The organism is Providencia sp. LY12 (genome assembly GCF_057621555.1).
The window spans coordinates 2,243,172-2,268,791 of record NZ_CM172594.1; the positions used below are offsets into that span (position 1 = coordinate 2,243,172).

The window sequence follows — 25,620 nt, forward strand, 5'->3', positions numbered from 1 at the left end:
GAGGATTATTCCTTGTTCTGAGCTGTCACTAATTCGGTTGAGTCAGAAATAGTTTTCTCTCCAGCACCCAATTGTGATTCTAAACGTCTAATTTTACGACGTGCATTCTTAAGGCTAACAATGGTACGCAAATAGAACATCGCACACACCAGCCACCCCAGCACAAAACCGACACCAAACAAGGTTGCAAGTAAGGAAGATAAAGAAAAATCCCCTTTTGCAATCAGGTAGTTAAATGTAATAACCTGATCATTGCTTGAACCTAGCGTAATCGACACAATAAAAACGGCGACCGCTAGTAATAAAATCAGAAAATATTTCACATTTTTTCCCGTTATCAGTTCTTATCGTTCCAAAACATATCTCTGATAAGGTAGCATTTTCAGCGCATTCAGACAAAGTAAATTATTCGCCTGCCAAGAGTATTCGCTCTAAAAACCGCCCTTTTTCATCATGATAATCCGATTAGCGTTAAATTCATTTCTCTAAGAATCGAGATTGATATATCCAGTAACCTAACAACGCGAAAAGCGCACTCATCAACGTGGAGGCAATAATATCAAGGGGCCAATGCATTCCTAGTAGCATACGGCTTAATCCGATGCCCTGCGCCCAGCATAATATGATGATTCCCAATGCATATTGACGTTGTTGCCAAAACAGCGCAATTAATAGCAATGCCCATCCCGCAGCAAAGAACATATGACCTGAAGGAAATGAGTAGCCCGTTTCTGCCTGCCAATGTTTACGCTGCCATTTAGGAATAAGCGAGTCTGACTTCACGGTATTCTTAATTAAATCCGCTCGCTCCCCGCGTTTTAAATCATAAAATTCCTGATGGGGAATTTGATACGTTTTTTCCAGCCACACCACATAGGGACGCGGTTCTTGGAAGGTGCTTTTCATTAAGGACTTCACCCCTTGCGCACCGAGAATACATAACGCTATAACCACCAGCAGCTTTAGCCATTGATTCCGCTTATGACGAAAGACGATTAACGTTAAGAGAGTTAAAAATACAAACGTCACATAGCTATAAGGTAATCCCGCGCTATCCGTCAACCAAAGTAGCCATTTCATCGATGGCTGATGATCAGGAGTCCACTGCCAGCCTGTGGCTATCATAACTATCGGCGGTAACAGCAAAAAAATGACACTTATTGCGATAAGGTAGGCACTCTTTCTCATCTAGAATATTCCTTACGTTTTAATTATTTCCTAATTAACAAATTTTACATAGCCTGCAAATATCTCTGTTATAGTAGTATAGCGTCGGCTGTGTGCAAAGAATGCCGGACTCTATATGCAAACGTCATATAGCATCGATATATTTAACTTTAGTGACCATATAACTTTAGTACTATATCGATTTACGTGTTTAATTCAGCAAGAGTTACTTTAACTAATGAAAGAAAATATGCAGCTAAAACGTATTGCCGAAGCCAAACTACCTACCCCTTTCGGTGAATTCCTAATGGTAGGGTTTGAAGAAATCGCAACAGGTCGTGACCACGTCGCGCTTATTTTTGGTGATATTACAGGCGCAACGCCAGTACTCAGTCGAATTCATTCCGAATGCTTAACTGGCGATGCATTATTTAGTTTACGTTGTGACTGTGGTTTTCAATTAGAAGCTGCACTCAAGCAAATTAGTGAAGAAGGCCGAGGGGTACTGCTGTATCACCGCCAAGAAGGTCGTAATATTGGGTTACTGAACAAAATCCGTGCTTATGCATTACAAGACCAAGGATTAGATACCGTTGAAGCTAACCTAAAATTAGGATTTAAAGCCGACGAACGTGATTTTACCCTGTGTTCTGATATGTATAAATTATTAGGCATTAATGAAGTTCGCTTACTGACTAATAACCCGAAAAAAATTGATATTATGCGTGAAGCGGGTATCAACGTCGTTGAACGTGTGCCATTAATTGTTGGACGAAATCCTAGCAATGAACATTATTTAGATGTGAAAGCACAAAAAATGGGTCATATGTTATTTAAGCACCAATAATTATCCTTCTCAATCAGGAAGAGCATCCCTTGTTCTTCCTATTATTCTTGCCTTAATTCCCATTTTCATCATAACAATCGAATCTATAACAATTGACGAGTGATATATTCACATTCTTTTTATAAGGTTTATACTGTTCGCAACTTAATCCCATTCATTATTAAATACATCGAAAAATAAGAGTTGAACATTCCCACATAATAATCCGAATGGGAAATGTCTATTTTTCGTTTACCAAGGAGATAGTGTGAATAACCTGCATTCCATCCAGCGCATGAGAAGACTGCGTAAAAGTGAACAATTCCGCGACCTATTCCAAGAAACCCACCTCTCCATCAATGACTTGTGTTTGCCTATTTTCGTCGAAGAAGGCTTAGATGATTACGCACCGATTGCGAGTATGCCAGGCGTTGTGCGTATTCCAGAAAAACGCTTAGCCTATGAAATTGAGCGTATTGCAAAAGCGGGCATTAAGTCGGTCATGACCTTCGGTGTATCTCATCACTTAGATGAAAATGGTAGCGATGCATGGCAAGACAATGGTCTGGTAGCGCGTATGTCTCGTATCTGTAAAGAGACCGTCCCAGAAATGATTGTGATGTCAGATACCTGTTTCTGCGAATACACATCTCACGGTCACTGTGGTGTGATGCACGGTGACGTGGTTGATAACGACCAAACTATCCATAATTTAGGTCTGCAGGCCGTTGCTGCTGCGCGTGCCGGTGCTGACTTTATCGCTCCTTCTGCTGCAATGGATGGGCAAGTTGCCACAATCCGCCATGCACTTGATGAAGCAGGATTTACCGATACAGCGATTATGTCTTACTCCACGAAATTCGCATCAGCTCTATACGGCCCATTCCGTGATGCAGCAGGTTCATGTTTAAAAGGTGACCGTAAGACTTACCAAATGAACCCAATGAACCGCCGTGAAGCGCTGCACGAGTCGCTGATTGATATGCAAGAAGGCGCAGATGCGCTGATGGTAAAACCCGCGGGTGCTTACTTAGATATTATCCGTGACCTGCGTGAGTGTACCCAATTGCCTATTGGTGCGTATCAAGTCAGTGGTGAATACGCCATGATCAAATTTGCCGCGCAAGCAGGCGCCATTGATGAAACTCGCGTCACGTTAGAAAGCTTAGGGGCCATTAAACGCGCTGGTGCAGATTTAATCTTTACTTATTTCGCACTGCAATTAGCTGAAAATAAGATCCTGTAGTCTCTCTTTAAGATAATAAAACGCCGATACTGGATATAAATACAGTATCGGCGTTTTTGTTCATTTCCGCTCATTTATTCAACGATATGAAGATTAACTCGCCTTTTTCTGTTGGAATTCTAGCTGCTCGGATAGCCGGTCTGCATACATTTGTGCTGTTTCTGGGGTCAGTAGCCCTGCAATCAGAAGATCTTTTTTACCATTTGCAAGGTCAGCAACGACGCCCCACGTTTCGATATCCATGGCTTCACAATCAAGTTCGTGATCGGTGACAGGCAAAATATCAAAGAAATCTTTGAGTGGTGCAATAGAAATTGCGGTGTACTCGGCATTCAAGCCTAATGGAAACTCTTTATCTGCATATAATCTTAAATCATGGACTTCGGTTTCTGGGGTTCTCATGACAACTGAATAAAGATTCGGAATATGTTCTAAAATGTCACGAACTTCATCATTCGCACCCGCACAATGTGAAGTGCTTAATAGAATGTCTGCCGCCCATAATGCACCCTTGAAAAAATCAGTTTCATTGATATTTGCCATATTGATTTCCTTTACGCTATTTTCGATAAATGCGGTCACTTCATTCCATCAAACTACTGAGCTTTTTCTGAATACTGACTATCACAATAACTGAGAAACTGGCTAAAAAACTTGAGAAATAACAATATTAAGCGTTAATAAAGAAAAAACGCCCACAAGAAATCTTGTAGGCGCCATAAACGGAGATTAATTGAGCATTTGGCGGATCACATAATGCAAGATCCCGCCGTGTCGATAATATTCCATTTCCGTCGCAGTATCGATGCGGCAACGAGTATTCACCTCTTTCACTTTGCCATCACCATACGTAATTTTTACGGTGATACTTTGGCTTGGAGTCAGAGACTGTAAACCAGTAACATCAATACGCTCATCGCCTTTTAAATCCAGGGTTTTACGGGTTTCTCCACCTGTAAATTCTAATGGAATAACCCCCATCCCAATTAAGTTAGAGCGGTGAATACGTTCATAGGATTCGGCGATCACCACACGAACACCCAGTAAATTGGTGCCTTTTGCCGCCCAGTCACGGCTAGAGCCTGAACCATATTCTTTACCCGCAATAATGGCTAACGGACGTTTTTGTTGCTGATACAACATCGCCGCATCAAAGATAGCCATCTGTTTGCCTGTTGGAATATGTAAGGTATAGCCGCCTTCCACCCCCGGTACCATTTCATTACGAATACGAATATTAGCAAACGTACCGCGCATCATGACTTCATGGTTACCACGACGAGAACCGTAAGAGTTAAAATCCGCAACCGCTACACCGTGTTCTTGGAGATAACGCCCCGCTGGACTTTCTTTCTTAATATTCCCCGCCGGAGAAATATGGTCAGTGGTTACCGAATCCCCGAGAATAGCGAGAATATTTGCCCCGTGAATATCCGCGACGGGCTTAGGTTGCGCAGGCATGTTTTCAAAGAATGGTGGATGGCGAATATAGGTTGAATCCCCTTGCCAATGGTAGGTTGAGGAGCTTTCAACATCCAGCGCACGCCAAGCTTCGTCCCCTTCAAAGACCGCGTTATATTCTTTATGGAACATGTCAGTTTTGACTTTCTCCACCGCACTGGCAATTTCCGCACTGGATGGCCAGATATCTTTCAAGTAGACAGGCTGACCCTGTTGATCCACCCCTAATGGGTCGGTTTTTAAATTAACGTGCATATTGCCCGCCAGTGCATAGGCAACGACGAGTGGTGGTGATGCCAGCCAGTTGGTTTTTACCAACGGATGAATGCGTCCTTCAAAGTTACGGTTACCTGAAAGTACTGCCCCAACCGTCAGATCATGTTGTTTAATTGCCTCTTCAATCGGTGCAGGTAACGGACCAGAGTTACCAATACAGGTAGTACAACCATACCCCACAAGGTTAAAGCCCAGTTTGTCCAGATAAGGGGTTAATCCTGCTAACGCGAGGTAATCAGTCACGACCTTCGAACCCGGTGCGAGAGAAGACTTAACCCATGGCTGACGAGAAAGTCCTTTTTCTATCGCTTTTTTCGCCAGTAACCCTGCTGCCATTAATACGCTAGGGTTAGAGGTGTTGGTACAGGATGTGATAGCGGCGATCACTACCGCGCCATCGGTAAGGTCGAATTCCTGCCCTTGAAAGTTCACGCGAGGATGCGCATGTTTATCTTGCTTATTCAGCTCTAAATCCACTGCGCCTTGGAATGCTTTCGGAACTTGGCTCAGTTCAACACGGTCTTGTGGGCGTTTAGGTCCTGCAAGGCTGGACTCTACCGTGCCCATATCCAGCGCTAAGGTACTGGTGAAAATCGGTTCATCCCCTGGATGGCGCCATAAACCTTGTTGTTTGCTATAGGCTTCCACCAGCGCAATTTCATCATCTTCACGCCCTGTCAGTTTCATATACGCAAGGGTAATTTCGTCTATCGGGAAGAAGCCGCAGGTTGCCCCATATTCTGGTGACATATTGGCAATGGTCGCGCGGTCGGCTAATGGCAGGTCAGCTAATCCATCCCCATAGAATTCAACAAATTTACCCACCACACCATGCTTACGTAGCATTTGAGTAACGGTTAACACCAAGTCTGTCGCGGTGATCCCTTCTGCTAATTTACCGGTTAGCTTGAAGCCCACCACATCGGGGATCAGCATGGAAACAGGTTGCCCCAGCATTGCGGCTTCCGCTTCAATTCCGCCAACACCCCAGCCTAATACCCCCAGACCGTTGATCATGGTGGTGTGGGAGTCAGTTCCAACCAACGTATCAGGGTAAGCAACTAATTTGCCATCAATCTCTTCATGCCAAATTGCTTTGCCGAGGTATTCAAGGTTAACTTGGTGGCAAATTCCCGTTCCCGGCGGTACTACCCTAAAGCGGTTAAACGCTTTTTGTCCCCAACGTAAAAATAGGTAGCGTTCGTGGTTACGCTTCATTTCGATTTCGACGTTGTCATCAAACGCTTGGGAATTACCAAACTCATCGACCATCACTGAGTGGTCAATGACTAAATCAACGGGAGATAATGGGTTAACTTGGTTGACGTTGCCACCAAGGGATTTAACCGCTTCACGCATAGCGGCGAGGTCGACAACCGCAGGAACACCGGTAAAGTCTTGCATCAGCACCCGCGCGGGGCGATAAGCAATTTCTCTATCCGCATGAGCGTTTTTTTGCCAATCGATGATGGCTTGGAGATCGGCGTCAACGACGGATTTACCGTCGATATGACGCAGTAGGTTTTCGAGTAGAACTTTGAGGGATTTAGGAAGTCTCGCCCCGCTGCCTAATTGTTTCTCTGCAAGGGCAAGACTGAAGTAATTATACTGTTTGTTACCGACATTCAGTGTTGCAGCACTGTTTGTTTTTAAACTCAACGACATAACTCCTCCTTGGCGTTTTTATCACCTTATTTTTTTACGCAGTATTATTAATCATAGTCCTCATAATCATTTCCTCTATAGATTTTGTGCCAATTAAAGAATAGGAAGCTCAATTTCTTTGAAAAATTCTTCGATATCTTCGTTGTTACGCAAGGCAATGGCTTTATCCACCACATCACGTGTGAGATGCGGGGCAAAACGCCAAATAAAATCATACATATAGCTGCGCAGGAAACTGGTACGTTTAAAACCGATTTTCGTGGTGCTGTAGCTAAATTTATCGCGCATATCGATAACCACGAGGTCTTTATCCACCTCAGGATCCACCGCCATGCTGGCGATAATGCCAATCCCTAAACCGAGCTTCACATAGGTCTTGATCACATCCGCATCCGTGGCAGTGAAAATAATTTTGGGCTCTAAGCCTACTTTTTGGAATGCTACATCCAACTCTGAACGCCCAGTAAACCCGTGGGTGTAAGTCACAATTTGGTATTCTGCAATATCTTCAATCGTAACGTTCTTTTTCTCGGTCAGTGGGTGCCCTTTCGGTACCACCACACAACGGTTCCAGTGATAGCACGGCAACATGATAAGGTCGCTGTACAGATGGAGCGCTTCTGTCGCGATAGCAAAATCACTATTCCCTTTGCAAACTTCTTCAGCGATTTGGGTTGGCGAGCCTTGCTGCATATGCAAGGAAACATGAGGATAACGCTCAATAAAGGTTTTGATTACAGGCGGTAAGGCATAGCGAGCTTGGGTATGTGTCGTGGCAATTTTTAAGCTACCGCGATCAGGAATGGTATGCTCACCGGCAACAGAACGGATAGCTTCAATTTTGGAGAGCACTTCACGGGAAATGCGCACAACTTCCTCACCAGCTGGAGTCACGTGAGTCAAATGCTTACCACTACGCGCAAAAATTTGAATGCCTAGTTCATCTTCCAGCATTCTGACTTGCTTACTGATCCCCGGTTGGGAAGTAAATAACCCTTCTGCTGTTGATGAAACATTCAGGTCGTGATTAACCACTTCAACAATATATCGCAGTTGCTGTAACTTCATACTCGCTCCACCTCTTACAGGAAATCATTTCTGCTATAGCTAAAAAACATTACATATAACAAAAAGTAATATTGTTTAATTTATATATAACCAATATAACATCAAACTAATGAGAATAAACAGTATGATGATATTATTTCATCTTGTTGTGAAAAAAAGGCGGCACCCAAGTAAGGTATTGCAAAGTCAGATTATTTTTTTCTTCGACTATGCTTGAATAATTAGCATGCGAATTTTATTTCCATTTTTGCGGTGAGCATCCTATTTAGACTACAGAGAGGTTATCTAGATGCGTATAAAAGTTTTAGCCATGATGGTCGGTTTATCAACCCTATCCTTTGCGCCTCACTTATTAGCGAAAGAGCTATCTTACGGTCAGCAAAAAATCGTGTTATCAGACACCATCGTGCCGGGTAATGACTTTTACCAATATGTTAACCATGATTGGATTAATAAGGCGAAAATCCCAACAGGTATGCCACGAATTAACTCTTTTGTGGATTTGTATTTAAGTACCGAGAAGCAGACTCAAGCTATTATCGATGAATTAAAGCAAGCCCCTGAGAGCAGCTTGGATCATAATCAGAAAAATATTCGTAACTTATATTTGAGTTATTTAGATGAAGCCAGCATTGAAAAAGCGGGTTTAACGCCAATCAAATCCGACTTAGCGGCTATTGCAAAAGCCAAAGATCATAATGATATTAGCCGTCTGATGACCCTGCCGGGCTATACTTCCGTGCTCTCTTATTGGGTGGATTTAGACGCCAAGGCGCCAGATACCTATATTCTGTATCTTGGCCAAGGTGGGCTTGGATTACCTAATCGTAATTACTACCTTGACGATACCCCGCAAATGAAAGAGATCCGCAAAAACTATATCGCGTATATTGCGACAATCTTGAAATTAGCAGGCGAAAAAGACGTTAAGAAAAAGGCACAACAGATCTTCGACCTTGAAAAATCCATTGCTGAAGTGCATTGGAGCCCAGAAGCTCGCCGTGACACCATCAAAAACTATCATCCTATGACCCTCGCTGAAATGAAAAAATTTACCGATGGCTTTGCATGGGATAGCTTTATTCAGCACTGGAAATTAACGGATCAGCAACTGGCGAAAGTGGTGGTTGAGAACGATACGGCGGTAGAAAAAACGGCACAGATTTTTGCCAAGACCCCGGTTTCAGTCCTGAAAGATTACCTAACGTTCCAGTACGTGAACGACCATGCGAGTTATTTAAATAAAAGCTTATCTGACGCACGCTTTGATTTTTACTCGAAAAAACTCAATGGCGTTGAAAAACAGCGGACTCGTCAAGAGCGTGCTCTTCAAACGGTCAATTCACTGCAAGGTGAGCCTCTCGGACAGATTTATGTGGAGAAATATTTCAATCCACAATCTAAAGAGAAAATACAAGATTTGGTCAGTTATGTACGCGGTACCTTTAATGCGCGTCTGAAAGATAATGATTGGATGGATGAGCAAACTCGCCAAGAAGCACTGAAAAAGCTAGAGCAGTTTACGGTCAAAGTTGGCTACCCTGATAAATGGAATGATTTTAGTACCATTAATTTGAAACCGAACACATTGATGGATAACTTTAAGCAAGTGGAAGCCTGGTCATATAATGATGCCATGAGCAAAATTGGCCAACCTGTTCGCAAATGGGAATGGGGCATGACACCACAAACCATCAATGCGTATTTCAATCCCGTACAAAATGAAATTGTGTTCCCTGCGGCTATTTTGCAAGCACCATTCTTCGACCCAAATGTGGATCCTGCTTATAACTACGGTGCGATTGGTGCAGTAATTGGTCATGAAATGGGTCACGGTTTTGATGACCAAGGCAGCTTATATGATGGTACAGGCCAGTTACGTAATTGGTGGAGCGACAGTGCCAAAGCGCATTTTAAAGAGAAAACCGCCAAGTTGGTGGATCAATATAATGGCTTTGCCGTCGATGGACAGAAAGTGAATGGCGAGTTAACCCTCGGTGAGAATATTGGCGATTTAGGCGGCTTAAATATCGCACTAAGCGCTTATAAGCAATTTGCTAAAGAGAACTACCCAAATGGCGAGCCACCGATTATTGATGGTATGACTGGCTTACAGCGTTTCTTTATTTCATGGGCCAGAACCTGGCAAGAGTTGTCAAATAAAGAATCCGAGCGCAACAAAATCCTCACCGATCCACACAGTCCAAATCAGTTCCGCGCTAATGGCGTCGTCCGTAATATCGATGATTGGTACACCACCTTCGGTGTTGATAAGGATAATGCCCTTTACCTCGCACCGGAGAAACGAATTAAGATTTGGTGATTGGTTAAGTCGGTAAAATAGCGTTGAAAAGCCTCTGTGTAAGAGGCTTTTTTATCGATGAAGAAGGTTAGATAGGTTTTGCAACAACTTGTCCAGCTTGTTCCGCTTTCTTTTTAGCCTGCAAAAAACGTTGAATCATTTCATTTTTCTCAGCTTTAATTGCATCATAGTCAATATTTACGTTCATAATTTTATATCTTCCATTCGTATAACATAACAAGCTCCTTTAGTATGAGTTGTTAAGTTCATCGCTTTGCTATATCGCTTTACTAATCTGTCATAAACCTTTTTCAGTTCTTCACTATAAGCCTGAAAAGTTAATATTTTTATGTTTTCAGTTTCAGCTATTTTAAAAATGATGTCAATCAGGGTTGTGTAGAAGTAACGAGTCTCAACCATGGTCAAAGCCGCTGCATCTGGCGGTTTATCGAATAAAGAGTCACATTTTTCGTTATCTTCCGCATCAATATTATAAAAACTTACCACGCTAACAACGAGCGCAGTTAGCCCATCACCATAAAGATCAACCAAAAATTGATTACACTCTTCTTTATAAAAGACTAACCTAAACGTAACCTGTCTAGTTGTATCTTCGGAAAAAGTATATTCAACATCAATATACCTGTATATATCAAAACCTTGTAATTTTTCGTGCACCATCCTGTGTGAACTACATGCCATCCAAATATCTCATCATTAAATACTGCAAGGATACTTATATAATCATTGAATTAAAAATAAACCCGCCCAATCAGTTTCAATAAAAAATTATAAATATCAATTAATTAAGTCAATTTCATATTCAATGATTACAGCCAACCTAGTTGTATCATGGGAGGGAGTAATGAATATATTGTTTTATAAAATTTAACTAGAACTTTCAGACAATCTTTAATTCGAATTAAGATTATAAGCAGTAAATATTTGATGAAGGCGCCAAATGCGCCTTTTTATTACATTGCCGTTCTTCTAAATAAATCGCGTTAGAACAAGGCGGATATCTCGGGGAACATACACAAGTATGTGACTAGGGTTAGTGAGTGTAGCCAACACAGCTACGGTGCGAATTATGACGAAGGAATGATGCCGCAAGCCATCCTTGCGCCGCCACCGCCTAAAGCCTCTGGATGATCGGAATAATTATCCCCACCCACATGCACCATCAGCGCGCGGTTTTGAACATCTTTCAGGGATTTTAATTTTGGCGCTAGCACGCTGTAGGTGGCATTACCTTGGCTATCTACCACTAAGCCCGGTAAATCTCCGAGATGGCCTTTTTTGTCATAAGGTCCTTTGTGAACCCCTGTTTTGGCTGGGTCTAAATGTCCGCCCGCTTTGAGTGCCGGAACGGTTTTACCGTCTTTTTCTCCCGGTTCGCAGCTTGGGTTTTCATGCACATGGAAACCATGCACGCCACCCGCTTGCAAACCAGATAGTTTTGGCGTGAAGAGTAATCCGTATTCAGTTTCAGAAATCACCACTTCACCAATGGCCTTACCCTCGCCTTTAGCTGTCGCTTCTTTCAGCTCTACCGTAGTTTGTGCCGCATACGCTGCGCCAGTTGTGAATAGTGCCGCTAACAAACATAATTTGAACTTCATACTGCCTCCAGTCATTCATCGTGATTATTATCCTTAAGCTAAACGTTAGCATAATAAATGAATAAAAATGGGCGATTACTGCTTTTGTTATGTGAGAGCTATCGAATTATGAACAAAAAAAAGAGCCCTAAGGGCTCTTTTATAATGATTGCGGTTTCGGCTTTGAACTTCGTTACAAAATTCCAAACCGTTATTCTAAATAATTCGCGTTAGAGCAGGCGGCGGTTAGCACCAGAGTCATCCTGAATATAATCAATAGATTTATTCAAAATAATTGTGCTGTAGCAAGGCGGTAATCGAGCTAATCCCTAGGAGCATATACAAGTATGTGACTAGGGTTAGCGAGTGCAGCCAACGCCGCTATGGTGCAAAGTATGAAGAATAAAAAATTATTCTTTGGCTTTCCAGGCACCATCCACATAAAACGCACTCCACCCCGTCGCCTTGCCATCTTTCTCGGACGAAACATATTGCTGTTTTGTCTTGCGGCTAAAGCGAACCACTGTTGGGTTGCCTTCTTCGTCTTGTGCTGGTGCTTCCGCTAAGTACGCCAGTTTTTCCGGTAATCTGTCTTTAAATCGTTGCAGCTCTGCCACTAATGGCGCACGTGTTTCCCTTGATTTCGGGAAAGTGTTTGCAGCAAGGAATACGCCAGCTGCGCCATCACGTAACACAAAATAAGCATCCGATTTTTCACACGGTAATTCTGGTAGTGGTACTGGGTCTTCTTTCGGTGGTGCAATTTCACCGCTTTTTAAGATCTTACGGGTATTTTTACACTCTTCGTTGGTGCAACCCATGTACTTACCAAAACGTCCCATTTTCAGGTGCATTTCAGAACCACATTTATCACACTCAATCACCGGACCATCGTAACCTTTGATACGGAACTCGCCTTCTTCGATTTCATAGCCTTCACATGCAGGGTTGTTACCACACACATGTAATTTACGACCATTATCAATCAGATAGCTGTCCATCGCTGTGCCACATTTTGGACAACGACGTTTCGCTCTTAAGGCGTTAGTTTCTGCATCGTCACCTTCGAGGATGTTTAATACTTCATCTTCAGGGATCAGATTGATGGTTTTCTTGCAGCGCTCTTTTGGTGGCAGTGCATAGCCCGAGCAGCCTAAGAATACCCCAGTGGATGCAGTACGAATCCCCATATGACGTTCACAGTCAGGACAGATAATCGAGGTGATCACCATTGGGTTTGTACGCATACCGCCTTCTTCCGGATCTTTTTCTGCAACATCAAGCTGCTTACTGAAATCGGAGAAAAATTCATCCAATACCGCTTTCCACTCTGCTTCATGATTCGCAACGTGGTCCAGCTGGTTTTCCATGCGAGCGGTGAAGTCATAGTTCATCAGATCGCTGAAGTTTTCCTCTAAACGGTCTGTAACGATTTCACCCATTTTTTCCGCATAGAAACGGCGGTTTTCCACTTTTACGTAGCCACGATCTTGGATCGTTGAAATGATTGCCGCATACGTTGATGGGCGACCAATGCCACGTTTTTCTAATTCTTTAACCAAAGAAGCTTCACTAAAACGCGCTGGTGGCTTAGTAAAGTGCTGGCTTGGTAGTAATTCCAGCAGTGATAATTCAGCACCCACTTGAATCGCAGGTAATGTTTTATCTTCGTCATTTTTACGCAGTGCTGGCATGACTCTTGTCCAACCATCAAAACGTAACGTACGACCTTTGGCTTTTAATTCGAAATCTCCCGCTTTAACCGTTAACGTGGTGGAGTCGTATTTCGCTGGTGTCATTTGACACGCAACAAATTGATTCCAAATTAACTGGTAGAGGCGCTTAGCGTCGTTTTCCATGTCTTTCAGTGAATCAGGCAGTACATCAACACTGGATGGGCGAATAGCTTCGTGCGCTTCTTGGGAGTTATCTTTACTGGTATAAACGTTGGCATCTTTTGGCAGATACTGAGCGCCAAAGTTATCGGAAATATAACCACGAACCATGTTCACTGCATCTTGGCTCAAGTTCGTTGAGTCCGTACGCATATAAGTGATGTAACCCGCTTCATATAAGCGCTGAGCCATCATCATGGTTTTCTTCACACCAAAGCTTAAGCGAGTGCTCGCCGCTTGTTGGAGTGTCGACGTGATAAACGGTGCGCTTGGTTTACTGGACGTTGGTTTATCTTCACGATCAATCACTTGATAGCGTGCATTTTCCAGTAATTTAACCGCAGCTTCCGTTTGGACTTTATTGACAGGTTTAAAAGCTTTTCCTGCTTGGGAAGTCACTTCTAAACGTAAGTTAACGGCGTTTTTATCCGCTAGATCCGCATGGAGTTCCCAATACTCTTCAGGAACAAACGCTTTAATTTCACGTTCACGCTCAACGATAAGTCTGACTGCGACGGACTGTACGCGTCCAGCAGATAATCCGCGCGCCACTTTTTTCCATAATAATGGAGAGACCATATAACCCACGACACGGTCCATAAAGCGACGAGCTTGTTGAGCATTAACACGGTCGATATTCAATTCGCCAGGGCTTTCAAATGCTTGAGTAATTGCATTTTTAGTGATCTCGTTAAACACCACTCGGCTAAAACGAGAATCATCACCACCGATCACTTCGCGTAAATGCCACGCAATAGCTTCCCCTTCGCGGTCAAGGTCCGTCGCGAGGTAGACGTGGTCAGCATCTTCGGCTAACGCTTTTAATTCAGAAACCACCTTTTCCTTACCCGGCAGAATTTGATAATTCGCTTTCCAACCATGATAAGGGTCGATCCCCATGCGTTTAACTAACGCTTCTTGCGGATCCTTTTTAACTTTCTTTGTTTTGTCGGTCTTTGCTTTATCGGTAGATGAGCCTGTACTCTTTGGTGAGCCGGATTGTGAACCAGAGCCGCTTTTCGGCAGATCACGAATGTGGCCAACGCTGCTTTTTACAACGTAGCCACTGCCAAGATACTTATTGATCGTTTTGGCTTTTGCCGGGGACTCCACTATAACAAGAGCTTTACCCATATTTACCTTTACCTACTATCAACGAAGGCGCATTTTTCTATTCAAATGCGCAAAATGAGAATCTCTTTTTTATATTGCGACAGAATCACAATATATCAATATTTTTTCGCACAATAATTTGTAACGAAACGAATTTTATCCATCAGTCACATTATTTTGTAAAGCATACAAATTGCTCTAGTTGACTGATTTTAACCACATAATGCAGTTTAGCCGCATTGAAAAACACACACTGTACCTGATAAAATGCTAGAAGCAACCAATTATTTTTTCAAGAGAGGCATTCTATGAACAATGAGATTCAAACTATTTCAAAGCAAGAACTACTTGAAAAAGCCAACGAAATCATCAAAAACCACGATGAGTACCTTGATGGCATGTTCGTGGATAATGTCGAGCAACATCGTGGTGTTTTAGTTTTTAAAGGCGAGTTCTTCCTTGATGAAAACGGAATACCATCCTTAAAAAGTCCAGCGGCTTTTAATATGTATAAGCATTTGGCGCACCTCTTTTCTGATAAGTACCGACTGCAAGAATCAGAATAGACATAAAAAAATACCGGCTTTTATCGCCGGTATTTTTAAGGGTAGTCCAACTTAAATATTGTGTCATGAATATTCAGTGAACATTATTGGCTTTTTTATAAAAGCGGCTTTTGACCACGCTGCCACCAGCGTAATAAGAGCTTATCCGCACTCTCTGCCGCGCTACTGGTAAAACGCTCAACCATTTTCTTGCTCATCACAAAACGGATGCTGATAATCTCTTTGGTTTCGATTGCATCGATGATCAAATCATCACTAACACCAATTTGGTCAACCAGCCCTTTCTCTAATGCTTGTGTTCCATACCAATACTCACCCGTTGCCACCGCGGCAATATCAAGGGATGGGCGATTTTGATGAACAAAATCTTTAAACAGTTCGTGAGTTGAATTCAGATCTTCAACAAATTTCTTACGCCCCTGCTCTGTATTTTCGCCAAGCATGGTCAGTGTACGTTTATATTCCCCTGCGGTGTGCAGCTCCACATCCACATCGTGCTTTTTCAGTAAGCGGTGAATATTGGGAACCTGAGCGACAACACCAATAGAACCTATAATAGAAAACGGTGCCGCAACGATTTTATTCGCGATACACGCCATCATATAGCCGCCACTTGCCGCTACTTTATCAACTGCAATTGTTAGCGGAATATTTTTCTCTTTCAATCGCATCAACTGAGAAGCTGCTAAGCCATAGCCATGGACTAAACCACCTGGGCTTTCTAAACGTAATAAAACTTCATCTTGCTGATCTGCAACTGCAAGAATTGCACTGATTTCCTCACGTAAAGAGCTAACTTCACGAGCATCCATACTGCCTTTAAAGTCTAAGACATATAAGCAAGGCTTTTTGACGGCAGTTTGCCCCATTTTCGCCCCAGCTTTTTCATTTTTAGACTTGGCTTTTTCCTGCTTTTTAAATGCCTTTGACCACGCTTTTTGCTCAGAATCATTCATTTTGATCTGCTGCATTTGACGTTGGCGTTCACGATAACTTTCACCTAAGTCAGTAATTTTTAACGCGCCTTTACTTCCTTGACGTCTCATACCTACGCCAAATACAAATACTGCAATCACAGCAATGGCGACCACAATGGTGACCACTTTTGCTAAAAACAGTCCGTACAAAGAGAAATACTCCACAAGTTGATCCTTCTAATATTTAACGCTAATAAAAAAATGATCGCATGATTGTTCACAAACAACCAGTAAAAAAACTGTTATCAATAACCACAGACATGAAACAAATGTGGTAAATTGCCCTCCCGTGCAATCTACGCGATGATAACCCTCAACGCGACTCATGACGATAGGAAAAATTATGCTTCATTATCAGCCTAGACAAGATCTTTTAAATGGTAAAACTATCTTAATTACCGGTGCTACAGACGGGATTGGTCAAGAAGCAGCATTAACGTATGCACGCTTTGGCGCCTCCATCATTTTATTAGGCCGTAACTCGCAAAAATTAGAGGCGGTTAAACAACAAATTATTAATTCTACCGGTGCATCCGTAGAAACCTATGTGATTGATTTACTGACAGCGACTGAGGCAACTTGCCAAGCTATCGCTGACGATATTGCCAAACAACACCCTTACTTGGATGGCGTATTACATAGCGCAGGTTTGCTAGGAAATATCGCACCAATCAGTGAACAACCGACTCAGCTCTGGCATGACGTCATGCAAGTTAACGTCAATGCGGGCTTTATGCTCACACAAGCATTACTTCCTTTATTAGAAAAAGCCCCACACGCATCGCTGATTTTCACCAGTTCAAGTGTCGGTAAACAAGGACGCGCTAATTGGGGCGTTTATGCCGTTTCAAAATTTGCGACTGAAGGTTTAATGCAAGTCTTAGCCGATGAGTATCAAGGCACTGGATTACGTATTAACTGTATTAACCCTGGGCGCACTCGTACCGCTATGCGTGCAGGTGCGGCACCCGGTGAAGATCCTATGACCCTAAAAACACCTGCCGATATCATGCCGACTTATCTATACTTAATGGGTGATGATAGCACCGAGCAAACAGGAACCAGCGTAGACGCTCAGCCCAATTTAAAACCGATTAAAGCTTAAACTCGACCGAAACGGAGCAAGCTATGAGCCAAGACCGACACGAAGAACGCCAACAACGTTTAAAGCAAAAAGTAGATGAGCGAATTGAAGCAGCCCAGCTGGAGCGCGGGATCCTGATTGTCTTTACTGGCAATGGAAAAGGAAAAACGACGGCAGCATTTGGCACCGCTTGTCGTGCTGTCGGTCATGGCAAAAAAGTCGCGGTTGTCCAGTTTATTAAAGGTGGCTGGGATAATGGCGAACGCAATCTTTTAGAGCCTCACGGCATCCCCTTTTATGTGATGTCCACCGGGTTTACTTGGGAAACACAAAACAAGCAGACTGATACACAAGCTTGCCTAGAAACTTGGCAACATGCAGTGGAATTATTGCAAGACCCTCAATATGACTTGGTGATCCTCGACGAGCTGACCTACATGGTCAGTTACCATTATCTTCCTCTTGCTGAAGTAATGAATGCATTAAGTTGCCGTCCTGAAAATCAATCCGTCATTATTACGGGTCGAGGGTGCCACCGTGACCTATTGGAGTTTGCCGATACGGTGACAGAAATGCGCCCTGTTAAACATGCCTTTGATGCAGGGATCAAAGCGCAAAAAGGGATTGATTGGTAGCCTTTGGCAACATGCTAGTTAGCAGCCACAGGCTATTTTGGTGCTACATTTAGTTTTAAAACCCCAGCACTAAAAATGGCGGCAGTTTGTGATAAGAATTGCAAATATTTTTGTCGCTCCTCAAGGCAATTATCCCCTGTCTCCCATTGGCTATAGCGCTCCGCCATATTCGATACGGCTACATGGTATTGATTATAAAAGTTCTGTTTTTTTTCTGGGTCAGCGGATCCTCGATACGCTTGAATCAGCGTATTCACCTTCACCGCATACTGCTGAATTTGCTGATCTTCAAAAGCAGGGAGTGTGACTGGATAGTCAAATGTTAAACTTACCGTATTGTTTTGCACTGGCTCATTTTGACGCACAACCAGTTGCGTCATTTGTTTATCATCCGACGAAATCGCCGTAATGAGTTCTGAAAAAGAAAAACATTTTGTTTTTATTTTGCTGACAGTCGTTAGCGAATTTAACTGTTCAGGGATCCGTGTCCCTATCGGGTAATCACAGTTGAATACGTTATTATCAATAATGATATCATCACTACTCTCAACTCTTCCTTTCACTTGATAATCACCAATAGTTAATTCCTGTATTGTTTGATTATGAACAGAAGGAATTCCATTATTACCGTATACAAAGCTGTAAGAATAATAAAGTTGCTTTTGGGGATTTAATATCCCTCCTTTATTACCTGGGTAAATCATAAAATAAATGTGCTGACCTTCTTCGGTTGTCATGGAATGTAAGCCTTGCTTTAAATACAAGCTACCCACTGACGCTTTCGGGATCACCATCAGCTTATTATCAATAAAGAAAGAATAATTTTCCGACGAGTCATTACTAAAAAAGAATCGCCCACTTTCAGAAGTATGTGGTTGATAAACATCACAACTTGTTATGCCAAAACTCAATAGTGCTGCATATTTCGCCGACTTTGCACATAACATAAACATTAAAACCTTTTATTATTTCATTATGATAAAAATAGTTTAGATAGATGAGTTGTACAATATAAAAGCCTCATAATGTGACAGATACCTTATAAACTCTATATTGGCGTATTTTAAGTTTTAAATATCAAAATAACAAAGAAATAAAAGTAATAAGTGAAATAACACAGCTTTTTTAACTTTATCATTTTCTAGTCAAAAAAAGATGCCAAGTAAATAATAATTTAAGATTAGGATGGCTTATTCATATTATTCGAAAATAAAATTCAGAATGAATCGATTTTTAGAAAAATCAAAGTTGAATGAATTATTGAAATGACCAAACAGAATGACAGAACATTTCGCTATTCTATTAAATTGAAATAAAAAAAGGCTATGGTAAATACCATAACCTTCATTTTAAATCATTCGAATAACGTTAAAACGATTAGATTCGAGTGCGGCGCTTAGCCGTTGGGCGTGAAGTTTGGCGTTTCGCTGCTGGGCGAGATGCCACTTGAGTGTGACGTTTCACCGCACGGCGAATTTGGTTAGCTTTGATGCGGCGCTGATCGCGCTCAACAGACACTTTACTTTCTGTTTCAACATCCAGTTCAACTAACTCTCTTAAATAGTTAGTTTGCTCTAAACCTAATTCAGTCCAACCACCACGTGGTAAACCTTTTGGTAAATCAATATCTCCGTAGCGAACACGGATCAGGCGGCTCACTTGCACACCAACAGATTCCCATAAACGACGAACTTCACGGTTACGACCTTCGGTTAAAGTGACGTTATACCATTGGTTCATCCCTTCACCACCGCGATACGACACAGTCTTAAAGGATGCCGGACCATCTTCTAATTGCACGCCTGTAGTTAATTGACGAATTTTTGCATCCGTGATTTCACCAAATACACGTACTGCGTATTCGCGTTCCACTTCACGGCTTGGGTGCATTAAGCGGTTAGCTAATTCACCATCGGTTGTAAATAACAATAAACCACTGGTGTTCACATCTAGACGCCCTACAGCAATCCAACGAGCCCCAGTCAGTTTTGGTAAACGGTTAAATACCGTTGGACGACCTTCAGGGTCATGGCGCGTGCACAATTCCCCTTCCGGTTTGTAGTATGCCATCACGCGGCAAATTTCTTTTTCAGGCTCTTTTATCGCTAAGACACGACCATCAAGACGAATTTTTGTGGAGGCTTTGACTTCAACACGATCACCCAATGTTGCCATTTTGCCATCAACACTAATGCGGCCTTCTTTCAATAGGCCTTCGATTTCTCGGCGGGAACCATGCCCTGAACGGGCAAGAATTTTTTGTAGCTTTTCAGTTTGTTGCGGTTTAGAACTCATGAGATCCTCAGCTGTCGCCTTCACAGGCGTCAAATAGCTTCTTGCGCTATTAAAACAAGCCTCGCTCAATTAACAAGTCTTGTGTCATCGGCAAAAAGTGATGAATTTGAAAACCTGCGCATTATACACAGGTTTATTGTGATCCCCTATGACTAATCGTCTTCCCTGAAAGAATGAATTTTCAAGGAAGATTGGCTTATTCAAATGGGGTTGGGTCGCCAGTTCCGACACGAGCGACAACTGGAGTGTCATCAGTAAAATCAATTACCGTGGTTGGTTTTTGCCCGATGTAACCACCGTGGATCACTAAATCCACTTGTTTATCCAGTAAATCGCGGATTTCTTCTGGATCAGATTGAGTAAAATCATCGCCCGGTAAAATCAAACTGGTGGACATAAGTGGCTCCCCCACTGCTTCCAGTAAATCACGGGCAATTGGGTTTGATGGTACGCGTAACCCAATAGTTTTACGCTTTTCGTTCATCAAACGGCGAGGCACTTCTTTGGTGGCTTTTAAAATAAAGGTGTAATTACCTGGCGTATTGTTTTTGATTAAACGAAATACCGTGTTATCCACATGGGCATAATTAGAGATTTCGGATAGATCACGGCACATCAAGGTAAAGTTATGGTTCGCATCCAATTTCCGGATACGGCAAATTCGTTCTAGGGCATTTTTATCTTCTAAACGACAACCAATGGCATAACCTGAATCTGTCGGGTAGACGACAACACCGCCTTTATTCAGGATCTCAACACTTTGGCTAATTAGCCTTGCCTGAGGGTTGTCCGGATGGATATAAAAAAACTGGCTCATAGTGACCTCTATAGTTGAGTATCGACAGCATCATCCGGTGAACGACCTAAAAATGGCACTATCTATCTATTCTTACAAAACAAAACGGTCACAGTAATATCTTTATCAAATAATATTGTGACTCAACAAAATAATTCATATACAGACTATTTTACACCCAAACCGTGATCCATCAACGAATTAGGTAATATTCTTACAAACTAAGAGGTTTTAGCTTTCTATCAATTCACTTTATCCCAGAGGGTCCAAACCGCTTGCTCATCATCAGGAAGCCATAAATTCCGCCCTAACTCAATCCACGAACAAGGGCGATGGAAATCTGACCCAACAGAAGTTTTCAAGTTAGCCTCTTGTGCCAACTCTCCTAAAAATCGCTTCTCATTCGCCGGCTGCTGGCAATGAGATATTTCCATCGCATCCCCTTGGCAGGCTTTAAAGTGTTCGATCAGGCGTCTTAGCCATTTATTCGATAATTGATATTTTGATGGGTGCGCCAGTACCGCGACACCGCCAGATAGATGAATAGCATCCACAGCTTCCTGAATGGTGCACCACTGCGCAGGCACATAGCCAGTTTTCCCTTTCGCAAGATAGCGCTTAAACACATTATTGATGGTTTTCTCTTTGCCAATTTTGACAATGTACTGTGCAAAATGCGCGCGAGTGACCTGGCCGCCACCTGAAATCGCTTGAGCATTTTCCCACGCATCCTCAATCCCTGCCTTTTGCAAGCGACGACCTATCTCAATCCCGCGGTCTAGGCGGCGTTGTGATTGCTGCGAGAGTAACGTTTCCATCGTAGGATGGCTCGGTGAAAAATTCAGCCCAACAATATGAATTTCAATATTTTCCCACAAGGTGGATATTTCAACCCCGTTAACTAATGTTAATGGACGTGGATTGTCAGCAAGATACGCTTTGGCAGCAATTAAGCCATCACAAGTATCATGATCCGTAATTGATAAAATATTCACACCCATTGCTATCGCACGTTCGACTAACTCAGCGGGAGGCAATTCTCCATCTGATGCATTCGTATGGCTATGTAAGTCATAGCGAGTCACTATTGGCGTCGAATCTTGCGACATATTGTTACCTTCTCCCTTTTCGTCTTAACGAAAATTAAAAATAAATACAAACAGCTATTGACATCAACCGCGCGATCCAGTTTACTAGTACGCAAGATTACTTTTATGCAAAAGCTATTAGTATTCAAAAGAATTAGTATGCAAAAGCATTTAAAACTTAATTTGTTTATCCAGTGAGGCATGTATGACTATTTTCAATTTATCAAATCGTTGGTGGCGCGACTTCCCAAATTGGGCGGAAGCCGCACGCGCATAAATTGTTAATGCCTCAGTGCCGAACCCGCCCTCAACCAGCGGGTTTTTTTACGTCTAAAATTAGCTTAAGGCAGCAAAATGAACAAACAAAACACCACATTAGCACATTTTAATCATCTGGATAGCCCAATTAACTATCAACCGGATCCTACGTTGTTATTTAATCACCTGTGCCAGAATAAAGCCGCTACCATGCTGTTAGAGTCGGCTGAAGTCAACAACAAAGCCAATTTACAAAGCTTATTAATCATCGACAGCGCATTACGCATCCGTGCATTTGGTCAACGAGTTGAAATTGAAGCGTTAACTGAAAATGGTCAAGCCCTATTACCTTTAATTAATCTACAATTAGCCGAGAAAGCGATTTCTCGCGATTTAACCACAAACCATCTGACTGTCACCTTTGCTCAACCAGAAAGCCAATTAGATGAAGATAGCCGTTTAAAAAGTGCTTCATGCTTGGATGTATTACGCGCATTACCAGCACTTGCACAAGCCCATTTCCCAAGACCAGAAATCCTGTTTATGGGCGGATTATTTGCCTATGACTTAGTGGCAAATTTTGAAGCATTACCGGAAGTCGCAGCCACAAACCAATGCCCGGATTTCTGTTTTTTTGTCGCAGAACACTATTTAGTGATAGACCATCAAAACCAAGCCGCACGTTTAAAAAGCCTATTATTTACCGCAGACACCCACATTGTCGCGCAAGTACAGCAGCGTCACAGCGAAATTATCGTTGCGTGCCGCCCTTACTTACCCGCATTACCTCTGGGTGAACAAGACAACTTCAGCGTCACAATCAATAAAAACGATGAAGAATATGGCCGTGTCGTCAATACCTTAAAAGAAGCTATCTACCGCGGGGATATTTTCCAAGTCGTCCCATCACGCAAATTCAGTATGCCATGTGCTCAACCGCTGATTGCCTATCAAAAACTTAAGGCGCAAAACCCAAGTCCGTACATGTTCTATATGCAAGACAACGATTTCACCCTGTTTGGCGCTTCACCAGAGAGCGCCTTGAAATACAGCAAACAAACTCGTGTGGTTGAAATCTACCCAATTGCAGGTACCCGCCCTCGTGGACGCAATGCGCAAGGAAACATCGACTTAGATTTAGATAGCCGTATTGAATTAGCCATGCGTACCGATGAAAAAGAGCTGGCAGAACACATTATGTTGGTGGACTTAGCTCGTAATGATTTAGCACGAATTTGTGAAGCTGGTAGCCGTTATGTTGCCAACCTGACCAAAGTTGACCGCTACTCTTTTGTCATGCACTTAGTTTCCCATGTTGTGGGAACTTTACGCAGCGATTTAGATGTTTTCCATGCGTATCAAGCCTGTATGAATATGGGGACATTAACAGGCGCGCCGAAAGTCAAAGCCATGCAACTGATCGCGGAATGTGAAAAAGAGCGCAGAGGCTCCTACGGCGGCGCAGTGGGTTACTTTAATGGTAAAGGCGACTTTGATACCTGCATCGTTATTCGTTCCGCATATGTCGAAAATGGCATTGCTACCGTTCAAGCTGGCGGCGGCGTTGTCCTCGACTCTTCTCCACAAGGTGAAGCCGACGAAACTCGTAATAAAGCCCGCGCAGTGATCCGCGCTATTGCCCAAGCCCACCAAGTTGAGGAGTTATTTTAATGGCTAATATCTTACTACTCGATAACGTCGACTCCTTCACCTACAACTTGGTCGACCAATTACGCGCCAGCGGTCATCACGTAGTGATCTACCGCAACACCGTTAATGCGGCGCATGTTTTATCCGTACTGAATCAGCTCGATGATGCGATTTTAGTCCTTTCACCGGGTCCAGGAAAACCCAGTGACGCGGGCTGTATGCCGGAAGTACTTAAGTCAGTAATAGGCACCATTCCAGTGATTGGCATCTGCTTAGGGCATCAAGCTATCGTTGAAGCTTATGGTGGAACCGTTTCCCCTGCGGGTGAAATTTTACATGGCAAAGCCTCAATGGCAACCCACGATGAACAAGCCATGTTTGCAGGCTTAGAAAACCCTATTTCAGTGGCTCGTTATCACTCTTTAGTGGGTAGCCAAATCCCTGAATCATTAACGATTTGCGCACAATCCAATGGCATGGTCATGGCGGTACGCAATGATGAACAGCGAGTGTGTGGATTCCAGTTTCACCCCGAATCCATCTTAACCACCCAAGGAAAATTGTTGTTAGAAAATACGGTGGCATGGGCGCTTTCTTCCCCCAACAAAACAACATCACATTCGCACTAATGGGACACAGAGAGCCAATCATGCAAAACATTTACGATAAATTATTTAAGGCGCAAGCGTTAACTCAACAAGAGAGCCAATATTTATTTAACGCGATTATTCAAGGTGAACTCACTGAGCCCCAACTTGCTGCCGTCTTGATCAGCATGAAAATGCGTGGCGAACAACCACAAGAAATTGCCGGTGCTGCATTGGCATGCTTAGAAAATGCCCAACCTTTCCCACGCCCTGACTATCAATTCAGTGATATTGTCGGCACAGGAGGAGACGGCGCCAACAGTATTAATATTTCCACTGCCAGCGCATTTGTGGCGGCAGAATGTGGGATAAAAGTCGCAAAACATGGCAACCGCAGCGTTTCCAGTCGTTCAGGTTCATCGGATCTACTCGCCGCCTTTGGCATTGCCTTAGATCTAAGCGCTCAAAGTGCCCGTGATGCGTTAGACGAGTTAGGCTTATGTTTCTTATTTGCGCCGCAATATCACAGTGGATTCCGTCATGCCGCGCCTGTACGCAGCCAATTAAAAACCCGTACTTTATTTAATGTGCTGGGCCCATTAATTAACCCCGCTCGTCCACCATTAGCGTTAGTGGGCGTCTATCAGGATTCATTGGTTGAGCCAGTAGCAAAAACCATGCAAATGCTTGGGTTTACCCGTGCGGCTGTGGTACATAGTGGAGGGATGGATGAAGTTTCACTTCATGCACCAACCCATGTTGCCGAATTAAAAAATGGTGAAGTTCAGCAATATACTCTGACAGCTGAAGATTTTGGCTTAGCGCCTTATCAATTGAAAGATTTGGAAGGCGGCACCCCAGATGAAAACCGTTTTCTGCTGACGCAATTATTACAAGGTCATGGTCAAGCGGCTCATGAGGCGGCTGTCGCCGCAAACGTCGCCATGTTGTTACGTATTAATGGTTACGAAGATTTAAAAGAAAACAGCGAGCACGCACTCAATATTATTCGTAGCGGCAAAGCATTTGACCGCGTTCTGGCACTAGCTGCAAGGGAGCACTAA

Annotated in this window: 20 protein-coding genes, 1 pseudogene and 1 other annotated feature; of the genes and pseudogenes, 8 read left to right on the top strand and 13 right to left on the bottom strand. The window is 42.9% G+C overall.

Features of this window, described 5'->3' with window-relative positions:
• Positions 1-5: 5 nt before the first annotated feature.
• Together ACY3ZI_RS10620 and ACY3ZI_RS10625 are read right to left on the bottom strand one after the other, a co-directional pair.
• Entirely contained in the window at positions 6-323 is a 318-nt protein-coding gene (locus ACY3ZI_RS10620) for a LapA family protein (RefSeq protein ID WP_211885673.1), read from the bottom strand.
• 154 nt (positions 324-477) lie between these two features.
• Positions 478-1,188 carry a phosphatase PAP2 family protein gene (locus ACY3ZI_RS10625; protein WP_487375139.1) on the bottom strand — a complete coding sequence of 237 codons (711 nt, stop codon included), beginning with the start codon at positions 1,186-1,188 and terminating at the stop codon, positions 478-480.
• 229 nt (positions 1,189-1,417) lie between these two features.
• On the opposite strand from ACY3ZI_RS10625, the gene ribA reads away from it, so the two are divergent.
• Together ribA and hemB are read left to right on the top strand one after the other, a co-directional pair.
• The gene (gene ribA, locus ACY3ZI_RS10630) at positions 1,418-2,014 is read left to right on the top strand and encodes a GTP cyclohydrolase II (protein WP_036956569.1); all 597 of its coding nucleotides are present in this window, start codon (positions 1,418-1,420) and stop codon (positions 2,012-2,014) included.
• Between the two features lie 247 nt (positions 2,015-2,261).
• Positions 2,262-3,239: a porphobilinogen synthase gene (gene hemB, locus ACY3ZI_RS10635; RefSeq protein ID WP_487375140.1), complete on the top strand. Its 978-nt coding sequence runs from the start codon at positions 2,262-2,264 to the stop codon at positions 3,237-3,239.
• Positions 3,240-3,332: 93 nt separating this feature from the next.
• Here hemB and ACY3ZI_RS10640 read toward each other — a convergent pair whose 3' ends face one another.
• The 3 genes from ACY3ZI_RS10640 to cysB form a co-directional block, all read right to left on the bottom strand.
• The gene (locus tag ACY3ZI_RS10640) at positions 3,333-3,782 is read right to left on the bottom strand and encodes a hypothetical protein (RefSeq protein ID WP_187129139.1); all 450 of its coding nucleotides are present in this window, start codon (positions 3,780-3,782) and stop codon (positions 3,333-3,335) included.
• A gap of 186 nt (positions 3,783-3,968) precedes the next feature.
• Complete coding sequence (gene acnA, locus ACY3ZI_RS10645; protein ID WP_487375141.1) at positions 3,969-6,641, bottom strand: aconitate hydratase AcnA; 2,673 nt, start codon at positions 6,639-6,641, stop codon at positions 3,969-3,971.
• A 93-nt stretch (positions 6,642-6,734) separates the two neighbouring features.
• The gene (gene cysB / locus ACY3ZI_RS10650) at positions 6,735-7,709 is read right to left on the bottom strand and encodes an HTH-type transcriptional regulator CysB (RefSeq protein WP_036956553.1); all 975 of its coding nucleotides are present in this window, start codon (positions 7,707-7,709) and stop codon (positions 6,735-6,737) included.
• Positions 7,710-7,998: 289 nt separating this feature from the next.
• Here cysB and ACY3ZI_RS10655 point away from each other — a divergent pair, with 289 nt between their 5' ends.
• Entirely contained in the window at positions 7,999-10,032 is a 2,034-nt protein-coding gene (locus tag ACY3ZI_RS10655; protein WP_132495995.1) for a M13 family metallopeptidase, read from the top strand.
• Positions 10,033-10,215: 183 nt separating this feature from the next.
• On the opposite strand, the gene ACY3ZI_RS10660 is transcribed toward ACY3ZI_RS10655, so the two are convergent.
• The 3 genes from ACY3ZI_RS10660 to topA all read right to left on the bottom strand — a co-directional run bounded on the left by ACY3ZI_RS10660 (position 10,216) and on the right by topA (position 14,641).
• On the bottom strand, positions 10,216-10,713 hold the full coding sequence (locus ACY3ZI_RS10660) for a hypothetical protein (RefSeq protein WP_487375142.1): 498 nt from the start codon (positions 10,711-10,713) through the stop codon (positions 10,216-10,218).
• A 386-nt stretch (positions 10,714-11,099) separates the two neighbouring features.
• Complete coding sequence (gene sodC / locus ACY3ZI_RS10665) at positions 11,100-11,633, bottom strand: superoxide dismutase [Cu-Zn] SodC (protein ID WP_487375143.1); 534 nt, start codon at positions 11,631-11,633, stop codon at positions 11,100-11,102.
• A 389-nt stretch (positions 11,634-12,022) separates the two neighbouring features.
• The gene (topA, locus tag ACY3ZI_RS10670) at positions 12,023-14,641 is read right to left on the bottom strand and encodes a type I DNA topoisomerase (RefSeq protein ID WP_211885682.1); all 2,619 of its coding nucleotides are present in this window, start codon (positions 14,639-14,641) and stop codon (positions 12,023-12,025) included.
• Positions 14,642-14,928: 287 nt separating this feature from the next.
• Here topA and ACY3ZI_RS10675 point away from each other — a divergent pair, with 287 nt between their 5' ends.
• Positions 14,929-15,186 carry a DUF2498 family protein gene (locus ACY3ZI_RS10675; RefSeq protein ID WP_036956549.1) on the top strand — a complete coding sequence of 86 codons (258 nt, stop codon included), beginning with the start codon at positions 14,929-14,931 and terminating at the stop codon, positions 15,184-15,186.
• Positions 15,187-15,281: 95 nt separating this feature from the next.
• Here the strand turns inward: ACY3ZI_RS10675 and sohB are convergent, their stop codons facing one another.
• Positions 15,282-16,328 (bottom strand): protease SohB, encoded by a 1,047-nt coding sequence (gene sohB / locus ACY3ZI_RS10680; RefSeq protein WP_211885683.1) that lies wholly within the window; start codon positions 16,326-16,328, stop codon positions 15,282-15,284.
• A gap of 178 nt (positions 16,329-16,506) precedes the next feature.
• Between sohB and ACY3ZI_RS10685 the strand changes: the two genes are divergently transcribed.
• Together ACY3ZI_RS10685 and cobO are read left to right on the top strand one after the other, a co-directional pair.
• The gene (locus ACY3ZI_RS10685) at positions 16,507-17,268 is read left to right on the top strand and encodes a YciK family oxidoreductase (RefSeq protein ID WP_211885684.1); all 762 of its coding nucleotides are present in this window, start codon (positions 16,507-16,509) and stop codon (positions 17,266-17,268) included.
• Positions 17,269-17,291: 23 nt separating this feature from the next.
• Positions 17,292-17,882, top strand: a complete 591-nt coding sequence (gene cobO, locus ACY3ZI_RS10690) for a cob(I)yrinic acid a,c-diamide adenosyltransferase (protein ID WP_487375144.1) — start codon at positions 17,292-17,294, stop codon at positions 17,880-17,882.
• A gap of 32 nt (positions 17,883-17,914) precedes the next feature.
• On the opposite strand, the gene ACY3ZI_RS10695 is transcribed toward cobO, so the two are convergent.
• The 4 genes from ACY3ZI_RS10695 to rnm all read right to left on the bottom strand — a co-directional run bounded on the left by ACY3ZI_RS10695 (position 17,915) and on the right by rnm (position 22,082).
• Positions 17,915-18,619: a hypothetical protein gene (locus ACY3ZI_RS10695; protein ID WP_249218321.1), complete on the bottom strand. Its 705-nt coding sequence runs from the start codon at positions 18,617-18,619 to the stop codon at positions 17,915-17,917.
• Positions 18,620-19,259: 640 nt separating this feature from the next.
• Positions 19,260-20,177 carry a 23S rRNA pseudouridine(2605) synthase RluB gene (gene rluB / locus ACY3ZI_RS10700; RefSeq protein ID WP_036956541.1) on the bottom strand — a complete coding sequence of 306 codons (918 nt, stop codon included), beginning with the start codon at positions 20,175-20,177 and terminating at the stop codon, positions 19,260-19,262.
• 196 nt (positions 20,178-20,373) lie between these two features.
• On the bottom strand, positions 20,374-20,994 hold the full coding sequence (locus tag ACY3ZI_RS10705) for an L-threonylcarbamoyladenylate synthase (protein ID WP_036956539.1): 621 nt from the start codon (positions 20,992-20,994) through the stop codon (positions 20,374-20,376).
• Between the two features lie 221 nt (positions 20,995-21,215).
• Positions 21,216-22,082: an RNase RNM gene (rnm, locus tag ACY3ZI_RS10710; protein WP_487375145.1), complete on the bottom strand. Its 867-nt coding sequence runs from the start codon at positions 22,080-22,082 to the stop codon at positions 21,216-21,218.
• Positions 22,083-22,287: 205 nt separating this feature from the next.
• Positions 22,288-22,389, top strand: a sequence feature (Trp leader region).
• Positions 22,390-22,415: 26 nt separating this feature from the next.
• On the opposite strand from rnm, the gene ACY3ZI_RS10715 reads away from it, so the two are divergent.
• Together ACY3ZI_RS10715 and trpD are read left to right on the top strand one after the other, a co-directional pair.
• The gene (locus ACY3ZI_RS10715) at positions 22,416-23,990 is read left to right on the top strand and encodes an anthranilate synthase component 1 (RefSeq protein WP_487375146.1); all 1,575 of its coding nucleotides are present in this window, start codon (positions 22,416-22,418) and stop codon (positions 23,988-23,990) included.
• A pseudogene (gene trpD, locus ACY3ZI_RS10720) lies at positions 23,990-25,620 on the top strand (bifunctional anthranilate synthase glutamate amidotransferase component TrpG/anthranilate phosphoribosyltransferase TrpD). Before ACY3ZI_RS10715 ends, trpD begins: the two are co-directional and overlap by 1 nt.

What these genes read in the sequence shown, in the direction of transcription:
- ACY3ZI_RS10625 (WP_487375139.1), bottom strand. Translation starts at nt 1,188, where the DNA reads ATGAGAAAGAGTGCCTACCTTATCGCAATAAGTGTCATTTTTTTGCTG.
- ribA (WP_036956569.1), top strand. Translation starts at nt 1,418, where the DNA reads ATGCAGCTAAAACGTATTGCCGAAGCCAAACTACCTACCCCTTTCGGT.
- ACY3ZI_RS10640 (WP_187129139.1), bottom strand. Translation starts at nt 3,782, where the DNA reads ATGGCAAATATCAATGAAACTGATTTTTTCAAGGGTGCATTATGGGCG.
- acnA (WP_487375141.1), bottom strand. Translation starts at nt 6,641, where the DNA reads ATGTCGTTGAGTTTAAAAACAAACAGTGCTGCAACACTGAATGTCGGT.
- cysB (WP_036956553.1), bottom strand. Translation starts at nt 7,709, where the DNA reads ATGAAGTTACAGCAACTGCGATATATTGTTGAAGTGGTTAATCACGAC.
- ACY3ZI_RS10655 (WP_132495995.1), top strand. Translation starts at nt 7,999, where the DNA reads ATGCGTATAAAAGTTTTAGCCATGATGGTCGGTTTATCAACCCTATCC.
- ACY3ZI_RS10660 (WP_487375142.1), bottom strand. Translation starts at nt 10,713, where the DNA reads ATGGCATGTAGTTCACACAGGATGGTGCACGAAAAATTACAAGGTTTT.
- sodC (WP_487375143.1), bottom strand. Translation starts at nt 11,633, where the DNA reads ATGAAGTTCAAATTATGTTTGTTAGCGGCACTATTCACAACTGGCGCA.
- topA (WP_211885682.1), bottom strand. Translation starts at nt 14,641, where the DNA reads ATGGGTAAAGCTCTTGTTATAGTGGAGTCCCCGGCAAAAGCCAAAACG.
- ACY3ZI_RS10675 (WP_036956549.1), top strand. Translation starts at nt 14,929, where the DNA reads ATGAACAATGAGATTCAAACTATTTCAAAGCAAGAACTACTTGAAAAA.
- ACY3ZI_RS10685 (WP_211885684.1), top strand. Translation starts at nt 16,507, where the DNA reads ATGCTTCATTATCAGCCTAGACAAGATCTTTTAAATGGTAAAACTATC.
- cobO (WP_487375144.1), top strand. Translation starts at nt 17,292, where the DNA reads ATGAGCCAAGACCGACACGAAGAACGCCAACAACGTTTAAAGCAAAAA.
- ACY3ZI_RS10695 (WP_249218321.1), bottom strand. Translation starts at nt 18,619, where the DNA reads ATGACAACCGAAGAAGGTCAGCACATTTATTTTATGATTTACCCAGGT.
- rluB (WP_036956541.1), bottom strand. Translation starts at nt 20,177, where the DNA reads ATGAGTTCTAAACCGCAACAAACTGAAAAGCTACAAAAAATTCTTGCC.
- ACY3ZI_RS10705 (WP_036956539.1), bottom strand. Translation starts at nt 20,994, where the DNA reads ATGAGCCAGTTTTTTTATATCCATCCGGACAACCCTCAGGCAAGGCTA.
- rnm (WP_487375145.1), bottom strand. Translation starts at nt 22,082, where the DNA reads ATGTCGCAAGATTCGACGCCAATAGTGACTCGCTATGACTTACATAGC.
- ACY3ZI_RS10715 (WP_487375146.1), top strand. Translation starts at nt 22,416, where the DNA reads ATGAACAAACAAAACACCACATTAGCACATTTTAATCATCTGGATAGC.